The organism is Mesorhizobium sp. CA5, assembly GCF_020165105.1.
Classification (GTDB): Bacteria; Pseudomonadota; Alphaproteobacteria; order Rhizobiales; family Rhizobiaceae; genus Mesorhizobium.
On sequence record NZ_JAIUHJ010000007.1, the window covers coordinates 120,710 to 135,403 of the forward strand.

Consider the following 14,694-nt stretch of genomic DNA (forward strand, 5'->3'; position numbering starts at 1 on the left):
CCTTTGCGGCCGCTCTGAGGCGACGGCGCGCCGTCCCTGCCCTGCCGGCAGCTTTCCCTCGCTCGCTCCGGCTGTCAAGTTGGGGGCAGACACGCGAAACTAGAACAAAACGTAGACAGTTCTGGTCTTTCGCTGCCGAATCACTACATTCGGGGGCGATGTCGGGCTTTTCCGAGGACATGCCTTTTTTCGATGAACCGAATGCGCGGCCGGCAGCGGCTCCATCCGGCATAGCCGCGCGCGCCATGGCGGCGCGCAGCGGGCAGAACGGCGTGCCCGATTATCTGAAGGGCCTGAACCCGGAGCAGCGTCTCGCCGTCGAAACGACGGAGGGCCCGGTTCTGGTGCTTGCCGGCGCAGGCACAGGCAAGACGCGGGTGCTCACCACGCGCATTGCCCATATCCTTGCCACCGGCAGGGCCTTCCCCTCGCAGATCCTGGCTGTCACCTTCACCAACAAGGCCGCGCGCGAGATGAAGCAGCGCATCGGCATCCTGATCGGCGAAGGCAATGTGGAGGGCATGCCGTGGCTCGGCACCTTCCACTCGATCGGCGTGAAGCTGCTTCGGCGCCACGCCGAGCTTGCCGGGCTGAAATCGGACTTCACCATTCTCGACACCGACGACGTGGTGCGGCTGATCAAGCAGTTGATCCAGGCCGAAGGGCTGGACGACAAGCGTTGGCCGGCCAAGACCTTCGCCCAGATGCTCGACAACTGGAAGAACAAGGGCCTCGGCCCCGACGAAATAGCGGAAGGCGATGCGCGCAGCTTCGGCAATGGCAAGGGCCGCCAGCTCTACAAGGCCTACCAGGAACGGCTGCAGACGCTGAATTCCTGCGACTTCGGCGACCTGCTCTATCATCCGATCCGCATCTTCCGCGCCTATCCGGACGTGCTGAAGGATTACCACCGCAAGTTCAAATACATCCTTGTCGACGAGTACCAGGACACCAACACCGCGCAATACATGTGGCTGCGGCTCCTGGCGCAGCGGCCGGGGACTCCGAGAAATGGGGCCCCGGGCGGCCGCGCACCGAGCGCATCGAAATCTATCGATAGAACAGAAGGTGGTCACTACAGACCACCAATTCCCGGAGAGGAGCCGTTAGCCTCCAGCGATGAATGGGACGTTTCGGCCGAAGGCCGCAAGCCCGATTGGGCGTCCGAGCCGTTGCGAGGCCCCCGCGGAGGGCCCGCGCCGGCAGGCGCGGAACAGCCCGTGAGCGTAAATATTTGCTGCGTCGGCGACGACGACCAGTCGATCTATGGCTGGCGCGGCGCCGAGGTCGACAACATCCTGCGCTTCGACAAGGATTTTCCGGGCGCCACCATCATCCGGCTGGAGCGCAACTACCGGTCCACCGCGCATATTCTGGGCGCGGCCTCGCACCTCATCGCCCACAATGAGGGCCGCTTCGGCAAGACGCTGTTCACCGACCGCGACGACCCCGAGGACGACAAGGTTCACGTCCACGCCGCCTGGGACTCGGAGGAAGAGGCCAGGGCCATCGGCGACGCGATCGAGGCCTACCAGCGCCAGAAGCATAATCTCAACGACATGGCGATCCTGGTGCGCGCCTCCTTCCAGATGCGCGCCTTCGAAGACCGCTTCATCACGCTTGGCTTGAACTACCGCGTCATCGGCGGCCCGCGCTTCTACGAGCGCCTGGAAATCCGCGATGCATTGGCCTTCTTCCGCGTCGTCGCCAATGGCGGCGACGACCTCGCCTTCGAGCGCATCGTCAACGTGCCGAAGCGCGGGTTGGGCGAAGCCACCATCCGCCAGATCCATGACACGGCGCGCGCCATGCGCATCCCCATGCTGGAGGCCGCCGCAACGCTCGCCGAAAGCGACGAGCTGAAGCCGAAGCCGCGCGCGGCGCTGCGCGAGGTCGCAGCCAATTTCGAGCGCTGGCAGAAGGCGCTGGAAACCACCCCGCATACCGAGCTTGCCGAGACCATCCTGGAGGAAAGCGGCTACACCGACATGTGGAAGAACGACCGTTCGGCGGATTCGCCCGGCCGGCTGGAAAACCTCAAGGAACTGATCCGCTCCATGGAGGAGTATGAATCACTGCGTTCCTTCCTCGAGCATGTCGCGCTGGTGATGGAGGCCGAGCAGGGCGAATCGCAAGATGCGGTCTCGATCATGACGCTGCATTCGGCCAAGGGCCTCGAATTCGAGACCGTCTTCCTGCCTGGTTGGGAGGAAGGCCTGTTCCCGCATCAGCGCGCGCTGGACGAAGGCGGACGCTCCGGCCTCGAGGAAGAGCGCCGGCTCGCTTATGTCGGCCTGACGCGCGCCAAGAAGAACCTGCATATCTGGTTCGTCTCCAACCGCCAGATTCACGGCCTGTGGCAATCGACGATCCCGTCGCGCTTCGTCGACGAATTGCCCGAAACCCATATCGATATCGCCGACAGCGGCAACAGCTACGGCGGCTACGGCAACCCCTATGGCGGCGGCTCGTTTGCTTCCGGCCGCGGCGGCGGACGACAGAACCCCTACGGCGCCTCGCGCTTCGACAATATCGGCGCCAAGGACCAAGGCAGCTTCTCCAACACCTATGCCACGCCCGGCTGGCAGCGCGCGCAGGCGAACCGCACCGAGGCGACCGACCGCAACTGGGGCACGCGCTCCGGCCACCAGGTCGAGCGCATCGGCTATGGCGAGACCGATTCAGGCTACGGCGCCGGCCGCACCAGCGTGAAGGGCCGCACCATCGAGGGCGAGTTGGTCGCCAAATCCGTCGCCGACACGCCGTCCGCCTTCAATGTCGGCGACCGCGTCTTCCACCAGAAATTCGGCAACGGCAACATCGCGGCCATCGACGGCAACAAGCTCACCATCGACTTCGACAAGGCCGGCCAGAAACGCGTGCTGGACGGTTTTGTCGCGCCGGTGTGACCGCCCTCCTCACCGATATCGTGCCTGGTTCCACTTATGACCGAGCAGCGACAGGATGATGATCAGCCCGTTGAAGAACTGCACGTAGAAGCCGCTCAGGCCCGCCGCCACCACGCCGGTCTGGATGAACGACACCGTAACTGCGCCGATCGCGCCGCCGACCACGGTGCCGATGCCGCCCCAGGTCGGCGTGCCGCCGACGAACACCGAAGCCAGCACGGGCAGCAGATAGCCGTCGCCCGCCGTCGGCCACCAGGTGAAATTGATCATCACCGAGAAGGTGCCGGCGATCGCCGCGCCGATCCCGACGAAGACGAACACCTTCACCCGAACCCATTTGACGTCAATGCCCATCTGTCTTGCGCTGTCGGGATTGTCGCCGACCACTTTCACCTGCGCGCCGAAGCGGTGGCGGTTGTAGAGCAGCGCCGAGAACACGACGAAGGCGATCGCCCAGAAGACCTGCACGGGGATGCCCCAGACCTGGCTGGAGAAGATCTTGTAGGCCGAGCTGTCGGCAAGGCCGGTCAGCGCCGTCGATCTGCCTTCGTTGATGATCTGGATCAGCCCGCGCAGCAGGAAGTTCATACCGAGCGTGGCGATCAGCGACGACAGCCCGCCATAGACGACCAGCGAGCCGACCAGGAAGCCGAGCAGCGTGCCGGTGACGAGCGCCGCCGCGATGCCGATAAACGGATCGTAGCCGGCCTGCACGACCAGCGCGAAGACCCAGGAGGCAAAGCCCATTGTCGCGGGAAATGACAGGTCGATCTCGCCGCAGGTGACGACGAAGACCAGCGGCACGACCACGAATAGCGCCACGGGAAGCGTCGTCAGCACCGAGCTGTAGAGATACCAGGTGGTGAAAACGGTCGGGTTGGCGATGATGAACACCGCCATCATGACGATGAACACGGCGAGCGTGCCGAGCGAGGCGCGATTGTCGAGCACGAAGCCGCGCAGCCAGTGATTGGACGGATGGCTCCATTCCTTGACCGGTCCCTTGGCCGCCTTGCCGCTTGCCGTTCCCAGAGGCGTTTGCAGATCGGGTTCCATCGCCTTGCTCATTGCGCTCCCTGCTCCGCGTCCTCATGCAGTCCCGGCAATCCGCCGGGGTGTGCTACGTCTTCCATGAAGTTGATGAGGTCTTCTGCCGACTTGACCTCGTTGCGGTCGGCCGCGAGCGCCACCTTGCCGCGGTCGAGCACGACGAAGCGGTCGGCAATGTCGAAGACATGGTGAATGTTGTGCCCGATGAACAGGATCGAGCGGCCGCTCGCCCGCACCTGGCGCACGAAATGGAAGACCTTGGCGGTCTCGGTCAGCGACAGCGCCGTCGTCGGCTCGTCGAGGATGATCAGTTCCGCCTGCTTGTAGATGGCGCGTGCGATCGCCACGCCCTGGCGCTCGCCGCCGGAAAGCTGGCCGACGATCGAGTGCGGCGTGAACACTTTCGAGGTGAAGCCGATCTCGCGCATCAGCCGGCTCGCCTCCTCGATCTCCTTGTCGACCTTCAGCCAGCCCATGAAGCTGGTCAGTTCGCGGCCCATGAAGATGTTGCGCACGATCGTCTGCTGCACGGCCAGCGCGCGGTCCTGGAACACCGTCTCGATGCCGGCGTCGCGCGAGCGCGCCGCGCTCCACCCGGTGACCGGCTTGTCCCGCACCAGGATCTCGCCGCTGGTCGGCTTGACCACGCCGGACAGGATCTTGATCAGCGTCGACTTGCCGGCGCCGTTGTCGCCGATAAGGCCGACCACCTCGCCGCGGTCGACACTGAGGTTGACCCCGCCCAGCGCATAGACCTGGCCGTAGGATTTCTTGATGTCGCGCAGTTCGATGATGCGTTCGCCCATGCGATCCTCGCTGGAATTGTCTGTCTGCCGGTCATCTCGCCGGCCGGGCAATAATCCCGGCCGGCGGCTTGGGAGGTCAACGCAATGCCTGCTTGGCGAGCTCGGAGACGATCTCGTAGTTCTGCGGCGTGACGAAGCCGGCGCCGGTGTCGACATTCATCGGCGCCAGCCCCAGCACCACCTGCTGGCAAAGGCTGAGGATCGGCAGATAGCCCTGGAGGAACGGTTGCTGGTCGGCGGTCAGTTGCACCCAGCCGCCCTTGAAGCCTTCGACGATCTGCGGACTGGTGTCGAAGCCGAAATTGAAGATGTCGCCCGGCTTCCTGCCCGCCGCCTGCATGTAGGTGGCGACATTGCCGAGCATCTGGCCGCCGGGATAGCCGACCGCCTTGACGTCGGGGTGGTTGAGCAGTGCCGCCGTGATCACCGGAATGGCGAGGTTCGGATCGGACGCCCATTCGCCGCTCGGTGGCGAGGACAACTGGATCACCTCGACGCCCGCCTCCTTTAGGGCCGCGACAGTGCCGCGCTCGCGCGCGCCGCGGTTCTCGTTCTCGAACGGACCGATCATGATCGCCTTGTCGCCCGCCTTGAGCTTGCCGAGCTTGAACGCCTCGGCACCGAGCGCGCGGCCTTGCTGCTCCTGCTGCGCGCCGACATAGCCGCCGCCGAACGCCGCCACCACTTTCGGCACCGGCACGTTCTGGTACATCATCTTGATGCCGTCCTTATGCGCCTGTTCGGCCAAAGGCATGATCGCCGCGTCGCCCGGATGGCCCATCATGGCGATGCCCTGCGGCTTGACCGCGACCGCCTCGCGCAATTGCTGCACCATCTTCTCGACGTCCCACTGGGAGAAGATGTAGTCGACCTTCGGCCCGAGATCGGCCGCCGCCTGCTTGGCGCCATTATAGACGATGGTGCCGAAGGCGTCGCCCTCGGCGCCACCGACGAAGAAGCGGATGTGTACGTCCTTGCACCATTGCGCGTCGAGCGCGTGCGCCGGCAAGGCAGAGATCGAGGCGCAGAGCGCCGTGGCAGCCGCCACGACGGTCGAGCGCAGAACAGTCCTTCTGGTCGTCATGCACGTTCCTCCCTTTTAGACCCCTCCCGATGGAGGGTTTCGAATTGATCTGCGTCCTCGGTCGGCCGGCTCCTCCCGCCGGCCAATCCTCACATCGAATCTGGCCTCAAGCCGGATTGGGCACGTAGCTGTTCCCTCCCCGGCATTGCTTCAGATAGTCGAGCGCGCGCGCCTGTCCGGTGATCTCGAGGTCGCCGCGATAGACCGGATCGTGCCAGCCCTCGATGTCGATGGCGCCCTTGTAGCCAGCCAGCCGCAACTCACTGATCACCCGCGTCCAGTCGCTGTCGCCGAAGCCTGGCGTGCGCATCTGCACGAAAGGCAGTCGGCCGAACACGCCATGCTCGCGGATCACGTCCCAGCGCACGGTCGCGTCCTTGCCGTGGACATGGAAGATGCGCGGCGCCCATTTGCGGATCTGCGGTATCGGGTCGATCAGATACACGAGCTGATGGCACGGCTCCCATTCCAGCCCGAGATTGTCGTTTGGCAATTCGTTGAACATCAGCTCCCAGGCATCGGGATTGTGAGCGATATTCCAATCGCCGCTCGCCCAGTTGCCGTCCATCGCGCAATTCTCGAAAGCGATGCGCACGCCCTTGTCGGCGGCACGCTTGGCCAGCGGCCCCCACACCTCGCGGAAGCGCGGCAGGCTGTCGGTCAGCGGTCTGCCACGGATGCGGCCGGTGAAGCCGCTCACCGTCGAAGCGCCGAACAGATGCGCATTATCGATCACCGTCTCCCAAGCCGCCAGCACACCGCGATCGACCTCCCCATTCTCGAGCGGATTGCCGAACACCCCGATCGAGGACACGGTCACATCGGCATCGCCGATCGCCTCGCGGATCTCGCCCGCCAGGCGCTTCAGGTCCTTGCCGCCCAGCGTCTGCCAGAAGAAGGGCTGGATGCTCTCGAAGCCGAGCGGCAGGATTTGCCTGACATAGGCGGCCGGATCTTCGAGATTGGCCCGCACCATGGTGCCGATCCTGATATCGAGAAGCGGGTTTGCCGTCATTGTGCTTCCTTGGCGATTGTCACGCGCCGCCCGCTCTCCGCGCTCTCGATGGCGCCGAAGACCATGGCCAGGCTTTTGATGTTGTCGGCGCCGCGCGTCTCCGGCTCGGCGCCGGTCTCGATCGCGTGCATGAAATCCCGGATGATGCCGAGATGGCCGTCGACGCGGTCGGCGGGATCGAGCGGCGGCACTTCGATGGGCTGGGTCTTGTCGATGATCCCGTCGCGGCCGGACGCAATCACCTCCGCCTTCAGCCCGTCGTGGCCGTCCCACAAAAGGCTGCCGCGCTCGGCGACGATGCGCCAGCTTCCCTCCCAACTCGTGCGGAAACCGTCGGCGCACCAGGAACCGGCATAGGTGAAGACCTTGCCGCCGCCGAGGTCGAAGACGGCGCTGGCCGACGACCCCTGCCGATACCAGGAATTCACGGGTTCCCATTCCTGGCAATAGACGCTGGCCGGCTCGCCGGCGACCATGTAACGCGCGGCATCGAACGTGTGGATCGCCATGTCGAGCAAGAGCACATGGGCCATCTCCTCGCGAAAACCGCCGAAATGCGGCGCGACGAAGAAGTCGGCGTGGATGCTGGTCGGCTTACCGATGACGCCGGAGTCCAGGAAGCGCCTGATGCGCCTGACATTGGGGACATAGCGGCGGTTCTGGACGACGGCGTGGATGCGCCTCGCCTTGCGCGCTGCCTCGACGATGGCGCGCGCATTCTCGGGGCTGTCGGCCAGCGGCTTCTCGGTGAGCAGATGGCAGTCGTGCGCGAAGGCCGAAAGCGCGACCTCGCGGCGTGCGGCGGGAACCACGACGTCGAACACGGCATCGGGCTTGGTCTGGTCGAGGACGGCGTCGAAGTTGGTGCCGATGATGGCGTCGGACAGCGCGTATTCGCGCGCCCTCGCCTGGGCCCGCTCGGCATCGAGGTCGACGAGGCCGACAATGGCGAGCCCGTCGATCTGCTTCACGGCATCGAGCCAGTGCTTGCTCATCGCTCCGCACCCGGCCAGGACGACCCTCATCATCCAGCGCTCCTCCTCCGCCGGTCCCTCCAGACCGGACGTCACGGCGTCCACGGCGTCACCGTAAACGTTTTTCCGTAAACGTTTACGAGAACACACCCGATGGCGTAGAATGTCAACCGGCTGCTTGCAAAAATCGCCCCGAAGCCTTGGCCTGAGCGGCAGCCGGTGCTAGCCAAGGCAAGGGGAGAATCCGTCCTTGGCGTCCAGCATCCACGATCTCGCGCGTCACCTGAACATCTCGATCGGCACCGTGTCGCGCGCGCTGAACGGCCGTGCCGACGTCAATGCCGATACACGCCAGCGTGTGCTCGAAGCAGCCAGGAAGCTGAACTATTCGCCCAATCAGTCAGGCCGCAGCCTGCGCCAGGGCGCCACCCGCTCGATCGCCTTCATGCTGCAGCCGCATCCCGGCGACCAGCAATATGGCGAGCCGTTCTTCATCCCGTTCCTGACGGGCCTGCAGGCGCGGCTCGCCGAGCATGACCTGGATCTGATGGTCGTCATGGGTGAGCCGGGCCAATATCAGCAGGAGCGGTTGCGCCGCGTGGTCGAGACGCGCCGGGCCGACGCGGTCGTGTTGGCCAATACGCGAAGGGAAGACGATCGGATCGAGTATCTCAGCAAGGCCGGCTTTCCCTTCGCCACGCTTGGCCGAAGTCAGTCCGGCGGCGACACATATCCTTCACTCGATATCGATTTCGAAAGGGCGGGTGATGAAGCCGTCGACCGGCTGGTCGCGCGCGGCCACCGCCGCATTGCCGCTATTCGCCCTTCGCTTGATCTCAACTTCGGCTACCTGTTCCTCGACGGCTACCGCAAGGCACTGAAGCGGCACGGTATCGAGGTCGACCCCGACCTGATCGCCGACGGCTTCATCAACGAGACCGGCGGCTACCAGGTGACGCCGCAAGTAATGCGCTCCAAGAACCCTCCGACGGCGATCATCTTCAACAATGACGCGATGGCGCTCGGCGGCTGCAAGGCGCTGGCCGAGATGGGTATCAAGCCGGGCCATGACATGGCCGTGATCGTCATCGTCGACACGCCGCTCTGCCGCTACTTTTCGCCGACGCTGACCGCCTTCCGTCCGTCGCTGGAGCCCATGGGCCGGCGGCTGGCCGAGATGCTGCTCGCTTCGCTTCCCGCATTCGCCGGCCCTGAGGGCACACGCATCATCCGCGAAGTCTGGCCGCTGGAGCTGATCGCAAGAGAGAGCGATTGAGCGGAGGCTTTCCCTTCTCCCCTTGTGGGAGAAGGAAACTGTCACGCAACCATCACGTTCGCGTCCTAGACCGCTCGATGGGAACCGGCTCGCCGCATCGCCGATGCGCGTTCCTTCCAGGCCGCTCTGCTCGTCAAGAAGGGGATATCGATGAAACATCTCAACCGAACCGTCGCGCTCGGCGCGGCACTTGCCTTGTTCACTTCCCTGACCCCGGCGCTCGCCGACGGCGTCGCTTACGTCAACAAGGGACTCGTCGGCATCGGCCGCATCCCGGCCAACCAGAAGGACAAGTTCGGCGAGACCTTCGGTTCAGGTTCAGGCATGGCGATCGACACCAAATCCTGGACGCGTGAAGGGGCCACCTACAAGGGTTCGCTCTGGCTGCTGCCGGACCGCGGCTACAATGTCGTCGGAACCACCGATTATCGCCCGCGCCTCAACACCATCTCGATCGAGCTGGCGCCGACAGCACCCGGCGCGGCGCCCGCTGCCGGACAGGAACAGTCGGGCGTCAAAGCGACGCTCGCCGACACGATGCTTCTGACCGACGACAAGGGCGCCGACGCCACCGGCCTCGATCCGTTGAACGGCGTGCGCGCCGCCGCCGGCGACATGCCGATGCTGCCTGAGGCCAATGGCAAGCTGGCGCTCGATGACGAAGCGATCGTGCGGCTGCCGGACGGCACGATGTTCATCTCCGACGAATATGGTCCCAACATCTACCGCTTCTCGGCCGAAGGCCGTCTGATGTCGGCGACCCAACCGCCCGCGGCGCTGGTGCCGATGCGCCACGGCAAGCCGAACTTCGCGTCCGACAACCCGGGCCCGGGCGCTGCCGAGCCCGATCCGAAGGATCCCGAAACCGGCCGCCAGAACAACCAGGGCCTCGAAGGCATGTCGATGACGCCGGACGGCAGGTTCCTGATCGCCGTGCTGCAGTCGGCGCCCCGCCAGGACGGCGGCGATTCCGGCTCGACCCGCCAGAACACCCGCGCGCTGGTTTACGACGCTTCCGATCTCGCCCACCTCAAGCTGGCGCATGAATATGTCGTGCCGTTGCCTGTGTTCAAGGATGCCAAGGGCAAGACCAAGGTGGCCGCTCAGAGCGAGATCGTCGCACTCTCCGACAAGAGCTTTCTGATGCTGGCGCGCGACTCAGGCAACGGCCAGGGCGTTAAGGGCGACGAGTCGCTGTACCGCAAGATCGAGATCGTCGACCTCTCCGCCGCCACCGATATCGCCAACGGCCCGTTCGACGCCGCCGACAAGCCGGTCGCGCCGAAGGGCATGCTCGATGCGTCGGTGACGCCGGCCAAGCTGACGCCGTTCATCGACATCAACGACAAGGGCGAGCTCGGCCGTTTCGGCATGCACAATGGCGCGCCGAACGACAGGGACAACCTCTCGGAGAAGTGGGAGGCGATGTCGCTGGCGCCGGTGCTCGATCCGAAGCTGTCCGACGACTATTTCCTGTTCGTCGCCAACGACAACGACTTCCTCACCCAGGACGGCTTCCAGGTCGGCGCTTCGTACAAAGCCGAGGACGGCGCCGATGTCGACACCACCTTCCTGGTCTATCAGGTCACACTCCCCGGCCTTTCTGGAAACACCACTCAGTAATGGGATGCGGTCGGCTGCCGCGGCAGCCGACCCTTTCTGAAGGGATGCATGAGAATCAGGCCTGCGATAGCATCGCGGGCCTGATTCAGTTTCGGCCCCACCACCATGGATAACAACATGGATGACAAACAGCCCACCCGCCGGCGGACTCACGACCTGACCAGCGGTCCAATTCCGCGCACGCTGCTTTTGTTCGCCCTGCCGGTGCTGGGCTCCAACGTGCTGCAGTCGCTCAACGGCTCGATCAACGCGGTCTGGGTCGGCCGCTTCCTCGGCGAGGCGGCGCTGACGGCGACCTCCAACGCCAATCTGGTGCTGTTCCTCATCCTCGGCACCGTCTTCGGCATCGGCATGGCGGCGACCATTCTGGTGGCGCAGTCCGTCGGCGCCCGCGACCTGCCCGAGGCGAAGCGCATCGTCGGCACCAGCGCCACCTTCTTCTTCCTCGTCTCGGTCGTGTTCGCCGTCTGCGGCTGGATCTGGGTCGACGCCATCCTGACCGGGCTCGGCACGCCGGCCGATGCCTTGCCTTTGGCGCGCGCCTATTTGCGCATCATCTTTGTCGCCGTGCCGATGATGAATCTTTTGTCCTTCGTCATGACCGTGCTGCGCGGCGCCGGCGACTCGCGAACCCGTTCGTCTTCATGGCGCTGGCGGTCGTGCTCGACGTCGTGCTCAATCCGCTGCTGATCCGCGGCATCGGCCCCTTCCCCGAGCTCGGCATTGCCGGTTCGGCAATGTCGACGCTCATAGGCCAGACGGTGAGCGTGATTGCCATCCTGATCGTGCTTTATGTGCGCAAACACCCGCTGCGGCTGGCGGGCAGCGATCTCTCGCTGCTGCGGCCCGACCCGAAATTGCTGCGCATCGTCGTCTTCAAGGGCATTCCGATGGGGCTGCAGATGATCGTCATCTCGGCGGCGGCATTGACCGTGATGGGCATCGTCAATTCCTACGGCTCCCAGGTAGCCGCCGCTTACGGCATCGCCGCGCAGCTCTGGACCTACATCCAGATGCCGGCTCTGGCGATCGGCGCCGCCGTCTCCTCGATGGCGGCGCAGAATGTCGGCGCCGGGCGCTGGGACCGCATCGGCAGGGTCGCGGCGTCGGGCGTCGGCTTCAACTTGGTGCTGACCGGCGCGCTGGTGGCGCTGCTTTTCGTCTTCGACCGCGCAGTGCTCAGCCTCTTCCTCAGCACCGACAGCGCCGCGATCGACATCGCCGCCCACATCAACAAGGTGGCGTCCTGGTCGTTCATCCTGTTCGGCGTCACGATCGTGCTGTTCGCCACGGTGCGCGCGACCGGCGCTGTCATGCCGCCGCTGATCATCCTGATCATCTCGGTGTTGATCATTCGCACCGGCTTTGCCTATTCCATGCGCAGCGTCATCGGCCAGGAGGCGCTGTGGTGGAGCTTTCCGGCAGGTTCGATCGCCTCGCTGGCGCTCGCCGCCGCCTATTATCGCTTCGGCCGCTGGCGCACGATGCACATGATCGAGGACCGGCCGGCCGCCGGCGAGCCGCCCGACACGGGCCTCGGCGTGCCGCGCCAGCGCGCGCAGCTCCTGCCGGAGACGCCGAACGGCTAAAATCCGCGACGACAGGAAAACGTGAAAATCCGCTACCGCGCGTATTTGGCGCCGAAGCCAAGCGCCACCAGCGAGAAGACGACGATCATGCCGGCAAAGGCCAGGCTTGCGATGATTGCGTTCGCCAGGCTCGACAGGATGCCGATGCCGATCACCGGCAGCGCGTTGCCGCAGAAGCAACAGATGAAGAAGGCCGACACCACCTCGGCGCGGCGGTCGGCCGGCGCGATCTGATTCACCACTTGCAGGCCGCCGCGATAGCCGAGCGCCGCCGCCACGCCGCAGACCGCCGTCGCAACGATCATCAGGACCATCGAGGCATAGACCTGCGCCGCCACGATCAGCGCCACGGTCGGGATCATCAGCACCAGCGCGGCAAGCATGGTGGAGCGGCTGGAGAGCCATGTGGTGGCGACGATGGTGATGGCCGCCACAATCGACAGCTCGAAGAAAAGCCCGCCAGCCTCGGCATGATTGGTCACATGCAGCTGCTGCGCCAGGATGCTCGGCGCCAGCGCCGCGTAGAAGCCGACCAGCGCCATGGCGCCGAAGCCGGTCACCGCCGGCGCCACGAACTGCGCGCGGATGTTGTCCGGCACCGAAAGCCGCGGCCGCAGCGAGACCTCGGAAAACCGTCCGGGCCTGGAGACGGTTTCCTGCGTGCGCCAGATCAGCAGGGTGACCAAGGCAAGCAGGACGAGATAGACGGCGAATGTCAGCCTGAGCGGCCAGGGCGCATATTGGGCGAGCAGCCCCGACATGAGCGCGCCGGCCCCGAGACCGACAAAGTTGGTGCTGGTGGCGATGACGGCGGCGCGCGACTTGTCCTTGCCTTCGATCAGCTCGGCCAGCCAGGCGGTGCCCGCCCCCGCGCCGACACCGATGCCGAGCCCGCTCAGGATGCGGGCGATGTCGAGCCAGGCGAGGTTTTCAGCGAAGAGGAAAAACAACGCGCTGACCACGGCAACGCCCATCGCCGCTAGCGCGGCGGGGCGGCGGCCGACGACATCCGACAGGCGGCCGAAAAACAGCAACGCCGCCAGATTGCCCACCACATAGACGGCGTAAACCAGCGTCAGCGTGACCTGCGAGAAGCCGAAGGCCTGCTTGTAGATCACATAAAGCGGCGTCAGCGCGGTGCTGCCGGCAAAAAGCGCTGCGATCATGGCGGCGACGACGGCCATTGCCGCGCCGCCGCCAAGCTCATTGTCACGCGTCATGGTTTGAGCGTAGCTGGTCATGGCAACCTCCGGGGGTTGCAAGCCCAACGCCTATATAATGGCGCTGTTCCAGCCACCGAATGTCCTCCTGACAACCTTGACAGGATGGTCTTGTACGAAATCCTCGCGTAGCTTTTGTCGGCCGACGAGGAGGAACCATGGGCAAGGGACGGGTCGAGGCATTCACCGATGGTGTCGTCGCCATCATCATCACCATCATGGTGCTGGAGCTGAAAGTGCCGCATGGCGAAGATTTCTCAGCGCTTCTGCCGCTGTGGCCGGTCTTCTTCTGCTATGTGCTGTCCTTCATCAATGTCGGCATCTACTGGAACAACCTGCACAACATGTTCCACACCGTGCAGCGGGTCGATGGACGCGTGCTGTGGGCCAACCTGAACCTTTTGTTCTGGCTGTCGCTGATGCCGGTGACCACCGCGTTCATGGGAGAGAACCACTTCGCGCCCGTACCGGTCGCCGTCTATGGCATCGACCTCGCGCTTTGCGCCGTCGCCTACACCATCCTGGTCCTCAAGTTGCGCCATCTGCACGGCGCCGACACGACTTTCGCCAAGGCCGTCGGCCGTGACAACAAAGGCAAGATCTCGCTGGCGCTCTATATCGCCGCAGTCCTGCTCAGCTTCCTCAACCAGTGGATCAGCGTGGCGATCTATGTGCTTGTAGCGACCATCTGGTTTGTGCCGGACAAGCGCTTCGAACGGTTGGTCGAGAAATAACGCTTACTTCCGCATGGTTTTCAGCTTTTCCGCCGCCGAGGCGGCAAGGTCGGCATAGCGCTCCTCCAGCCTCTCGGCCGCCTTGATGATCGGAAAGTCATGGCCGAATTTCTCCAGCGCCAGTCTTAGCTTCTCGGCGAAATCCGCCTGCTTCTCCAACGCCGCAAACAGCGTCTTCACCTGCGTCTCGCTGATGTCGGGATTGGCGAGCATCTTCGGCACCTCGCGGCTCATCTGGTCGCCGTTGACGGTTTGCTCCTTCAGGATTCCGATCCAGTCGGTCAAATGCCGAACTCCTTTTTGGGACAACATGCGCGGCGTGCGCTGCGATGGTCAACCCGTTGCGGCTTTCGTCGTCAACCCGTTGCGGCTTTCGCCGTAATCACCGGACGAACCGGCCTTGCCTCGGCGGCG

13 protein-coding genes are annotated in these 14,694 nt (G+C 64.7%); 6 read left to right on the top strand and 7 right to left on the bottom strand.

Annotated elements, in window-relative coordinates; all coding sequences use genetic code 11:
* Nucleotides 1–158: 158 nt before the first annotated feature.
* The gene (locus LB529_RS11530) at nucleotides 159–2,909 is read left to right on the top strand and encodes an ATP-dependent helicase (protein ID WP_224711137.1); all 2,751 of its coding nucleotides are present in this window, start codon (nucleotides 159–161) and stop codon (nucleotides 2,907–2,909) included.
* Nucleotides 2,910–2,918: 9 nt separating this feature from the next.
* Here LB529_RS11530 and LB529_RS11535 read toward each other — a convergent pair whose 3' ends face one another.
* The 5 genes from LB529_RS11535 to LB529_RS11555 form a co-directional block, all read right to left on the bottom strand.
* Nucleotides 2,919–3,977 carry an ABC transporter permease gene (locus LB529_RS11535; protein ID WP_224711138.1) on the bottom strand — a complete coding sequence of 353 codons (1,059 nt, stop codon included), beginning with the start codon at nucleotides 3,975–3,977 and terminating at the stop codon, nucleotides 2,919–2,921.
* The gene (locus LB529_RS11540; RefSeq protein ID WP_140543322.1) at nucleotides 3,974–4,765 is read right to left on the bottom strand and encodes an ATP-binding cassette domain-containing protein; all 792 of its coding nucleotides are present in this window, start codon (nucleotides 4,763–4,765) and stop codon (nucleotides 3,974–3,976) included. The genes LB529_RS11535 and LB529_RS11540 overlap by 4 nt, the downstream gene beginning before the upstream one ends.
* A 76-nt stretch (nucleotides 4,766–4,841) precedes the next feature.
* On the bottom strand, nucleotides 4,842–5,849 hold the full coding sequence (locus LB529_RS11545) for a substrate-binding domain-containing protein (RefSeq protein ID WP_224626199.1): 1,008 nt from the start codon (nucleotides 5,847–5,849) through the stop codon (nucleotides 4,842–4,844).
* A gap of 106 nt (nucleotides 5,850–5,955) precedes the next feature.
* Nucleotides 5,956–6,864, bottom strand: a complete 909-nt coding sequence (locus tag LB529_RS11550) for a sugar phosphate isomerase/epimerase family protein (protein ID WP_224711139.1) — start codon at nucleotides 6,862–6,864, stop codon at nucleotides 5,956–5,958.
* A complete protein-coding gene (locus LB529_RS11555) occupies nucleotides 6,861–7,892 on the bottom strand; it encodes a Gfo/Idh/MocA family protein (protein ID WP_224711140.1) in 1,032 nt (343 codons plus the stop codon). The genes LB529_RS11550 and LB529_RS11555 overlap by 4 nt, the downstream gene beginning before the upstream one ends.
* Nucleotides 7,893–8,088: 196 nt before the next feature.
* On the opposite strand from LB529_RS11555, the gene LB529_RS11560 reads away from it, so the two are divergent.
* The 4 genes from LB529_RS11560 to LB529_RS11575 all read left to right on the top strand — a co-directional run bounded on the left by LB529_RS11560 (nucleotide 8,089) and on the right by LB529_RS11575 (nucleotide 12,326).
* Nucleotides 8,089–9,114, top strand: coding sequence for a LacI family DNA-binding transcriptional regulator (locus LB529_RS11560; RefSeq protein WP_224600810.1), 1,026 nt, complete (start codon nucleotides 8,089–8,091; stop codon nucleotides 9,112–9,114).
* A 150-nt stretch (nucleotides 9,115–9,264) separates the two neighbouring features.
* A complete protein-coding gene (locus LB529_RS11565) occupies nucleotides 9,265–10,737 on the top strand; it encodes an esterase-like activity of phytase family protein (RefSeq protein WP_224711141.1) in 1,473 nt (490 codons plus the stop codon).
* A 117-nt stretch (nucleotides 10,738–10,854) separates the two neighbouring features.
* Nucleotides 10,855–11,427, top strand: coding sequence for an MATE family efflux transporter (locus LB529_RS11570; RefSeq protein WP_224711142.1), 573 nt, complete (start codon nucleotides 10,855–10,857; stop codon nucleotides 11,425–11,427).
* Nucleotides 11,382–12,326: an MATE family efflux transporter gene (locus tag LB529_RS11575; protein WP_224711143.1), complete on the top strand. Its 945-nt coding sequence runs from the start codon at nucleotides 11,382–11,384 to the stop codon at nucleotides 12,324–12,326. Before LB529_RS11570 ends, LB529_RS11575 begins: the two co-directional genes overlap by 46 nt.
* A gap of 32 nt (nucleotides 12,327–12,358) precedes the next feature.
* Here LB529_RS11575 and LB529_RS11580 read toward each other — a convergent pair whose 3' ends face one another.
* Complete coding sequence (locus LB529_RS11580) at nucleotides 12,359–13,567, bottom strand: MFS transporter (protein WP_224711144.1); 1,209 nt, start codon at nucleotides 13,565–13,567, stop codon at nucleotides 12,359–12,361.
* Nucleotides 13,568–13,704: 137 nt separating this feature from the next.
* Here LB529_RS11580 and LB529_RS11585 point away from each other — a divergent pair, with 137 nt between their 5' ends.
* A complete protein-coding gene (locus LB529_RS11585; RefSeq protein ID WP_140839754.1) occupies nucleotides 13,705–14,280 on the top strand; it encodes a TMEM175 family protein in 576 nt (191 codons plus the stop codon).
* Between the two features lie 3 nt (nucleotides 14,281–14,283).
* On the opposite strand, the gene LB529_RS11590 is transcribed toward LB529_RS11585, so the two are convergent.
* Nucleotides 14,284–14,565, bottom strand: coding sequence for a hypothetical protein (locus tag LB529_RS11590; protein WP_140626825.1), 282 nt, complete (start codon nucleotides 14,563–14,565; stop codon nucleotides 14,284–14,286).
* Between the last annotated feature and the right edge of the window lie 129 nt (nucleotides 14,566–14,694).

Coding starts and splice junctions, on each gene's coding strand:
- LB529_RS11555 (WP_224711140.1), bottom strand. CDS start 7,892: ATGATGAGGGTCGTCCTGGCCGGGTGCGGAGCGATGAGCAAGCACTGG.
- LB529_RS11545 (WP_224626199.1), bottom strand. CDS start 5,849: ATGACGACCAGAAGGACTGTTCTGCGCTCGACCGTCGTGGCGGCTGCC.
- LB529_RS11540 (WP_140543322.1), bottom strand. CDS start 4,765: ATGGGCGAACGCATCATCGAACTGCGCGACATCAAGAAATCCTACGGC.
- LB529_RS11575 (WP_224711143.1), top strand. CDS start 11,382: ATGGCGCTGGCGGTCGTGCTCGACGTCGTGCTCAATCCGCTGCTGATC.
- LB529_RS11530 (WP_224711137.1), top strand. CDS start 159: ATGTCGGGCTTTTCCGAGGACATGCCTTTTTTCGATGAACCGAATGCG.
- LB529_RS11565 (WP_224711141.1), top strand. CDS start 9,265: ATGAAACATCTCAACCGAACCGTCGCGCTCGGCGCGGCACTTGCCTTG.
- LB529_RS11550 (WP_224711139.1), bottom strand. CDS start 6,864: ATGACGGCAAACCCGCTTCTCGATATCAGGATCGGCACCATGGTGCGG.
- LB529_RS11580 (WP_224711144.1), bottom strand. CDS start 13,567: ATGACCAGCTACGCTCAAACCATGACGCGTGACAATGAGCTTGGCGGC.
- LB529_RS11535 (WP_224711138.1), bottom strand. CDS start 3,977: ATGAGCAAGGCGATGGAACCCGATCTGCAAACGCCTCTGGGAACGGCA.
- LB529_RS11585 (WP_140839754.1), top strand. CDS start 13,705: ATGGGCAAGGGACGGGTCGAGGCATTCACCGATGGTGTCGTCGCCATC.
- LB529_RS11570 (WP_224711142.1), top strand. CDS start 10,855: ATGGATGACAAACAGCCCACCCGCCGGCGGACTCACGACCTGACCAGC.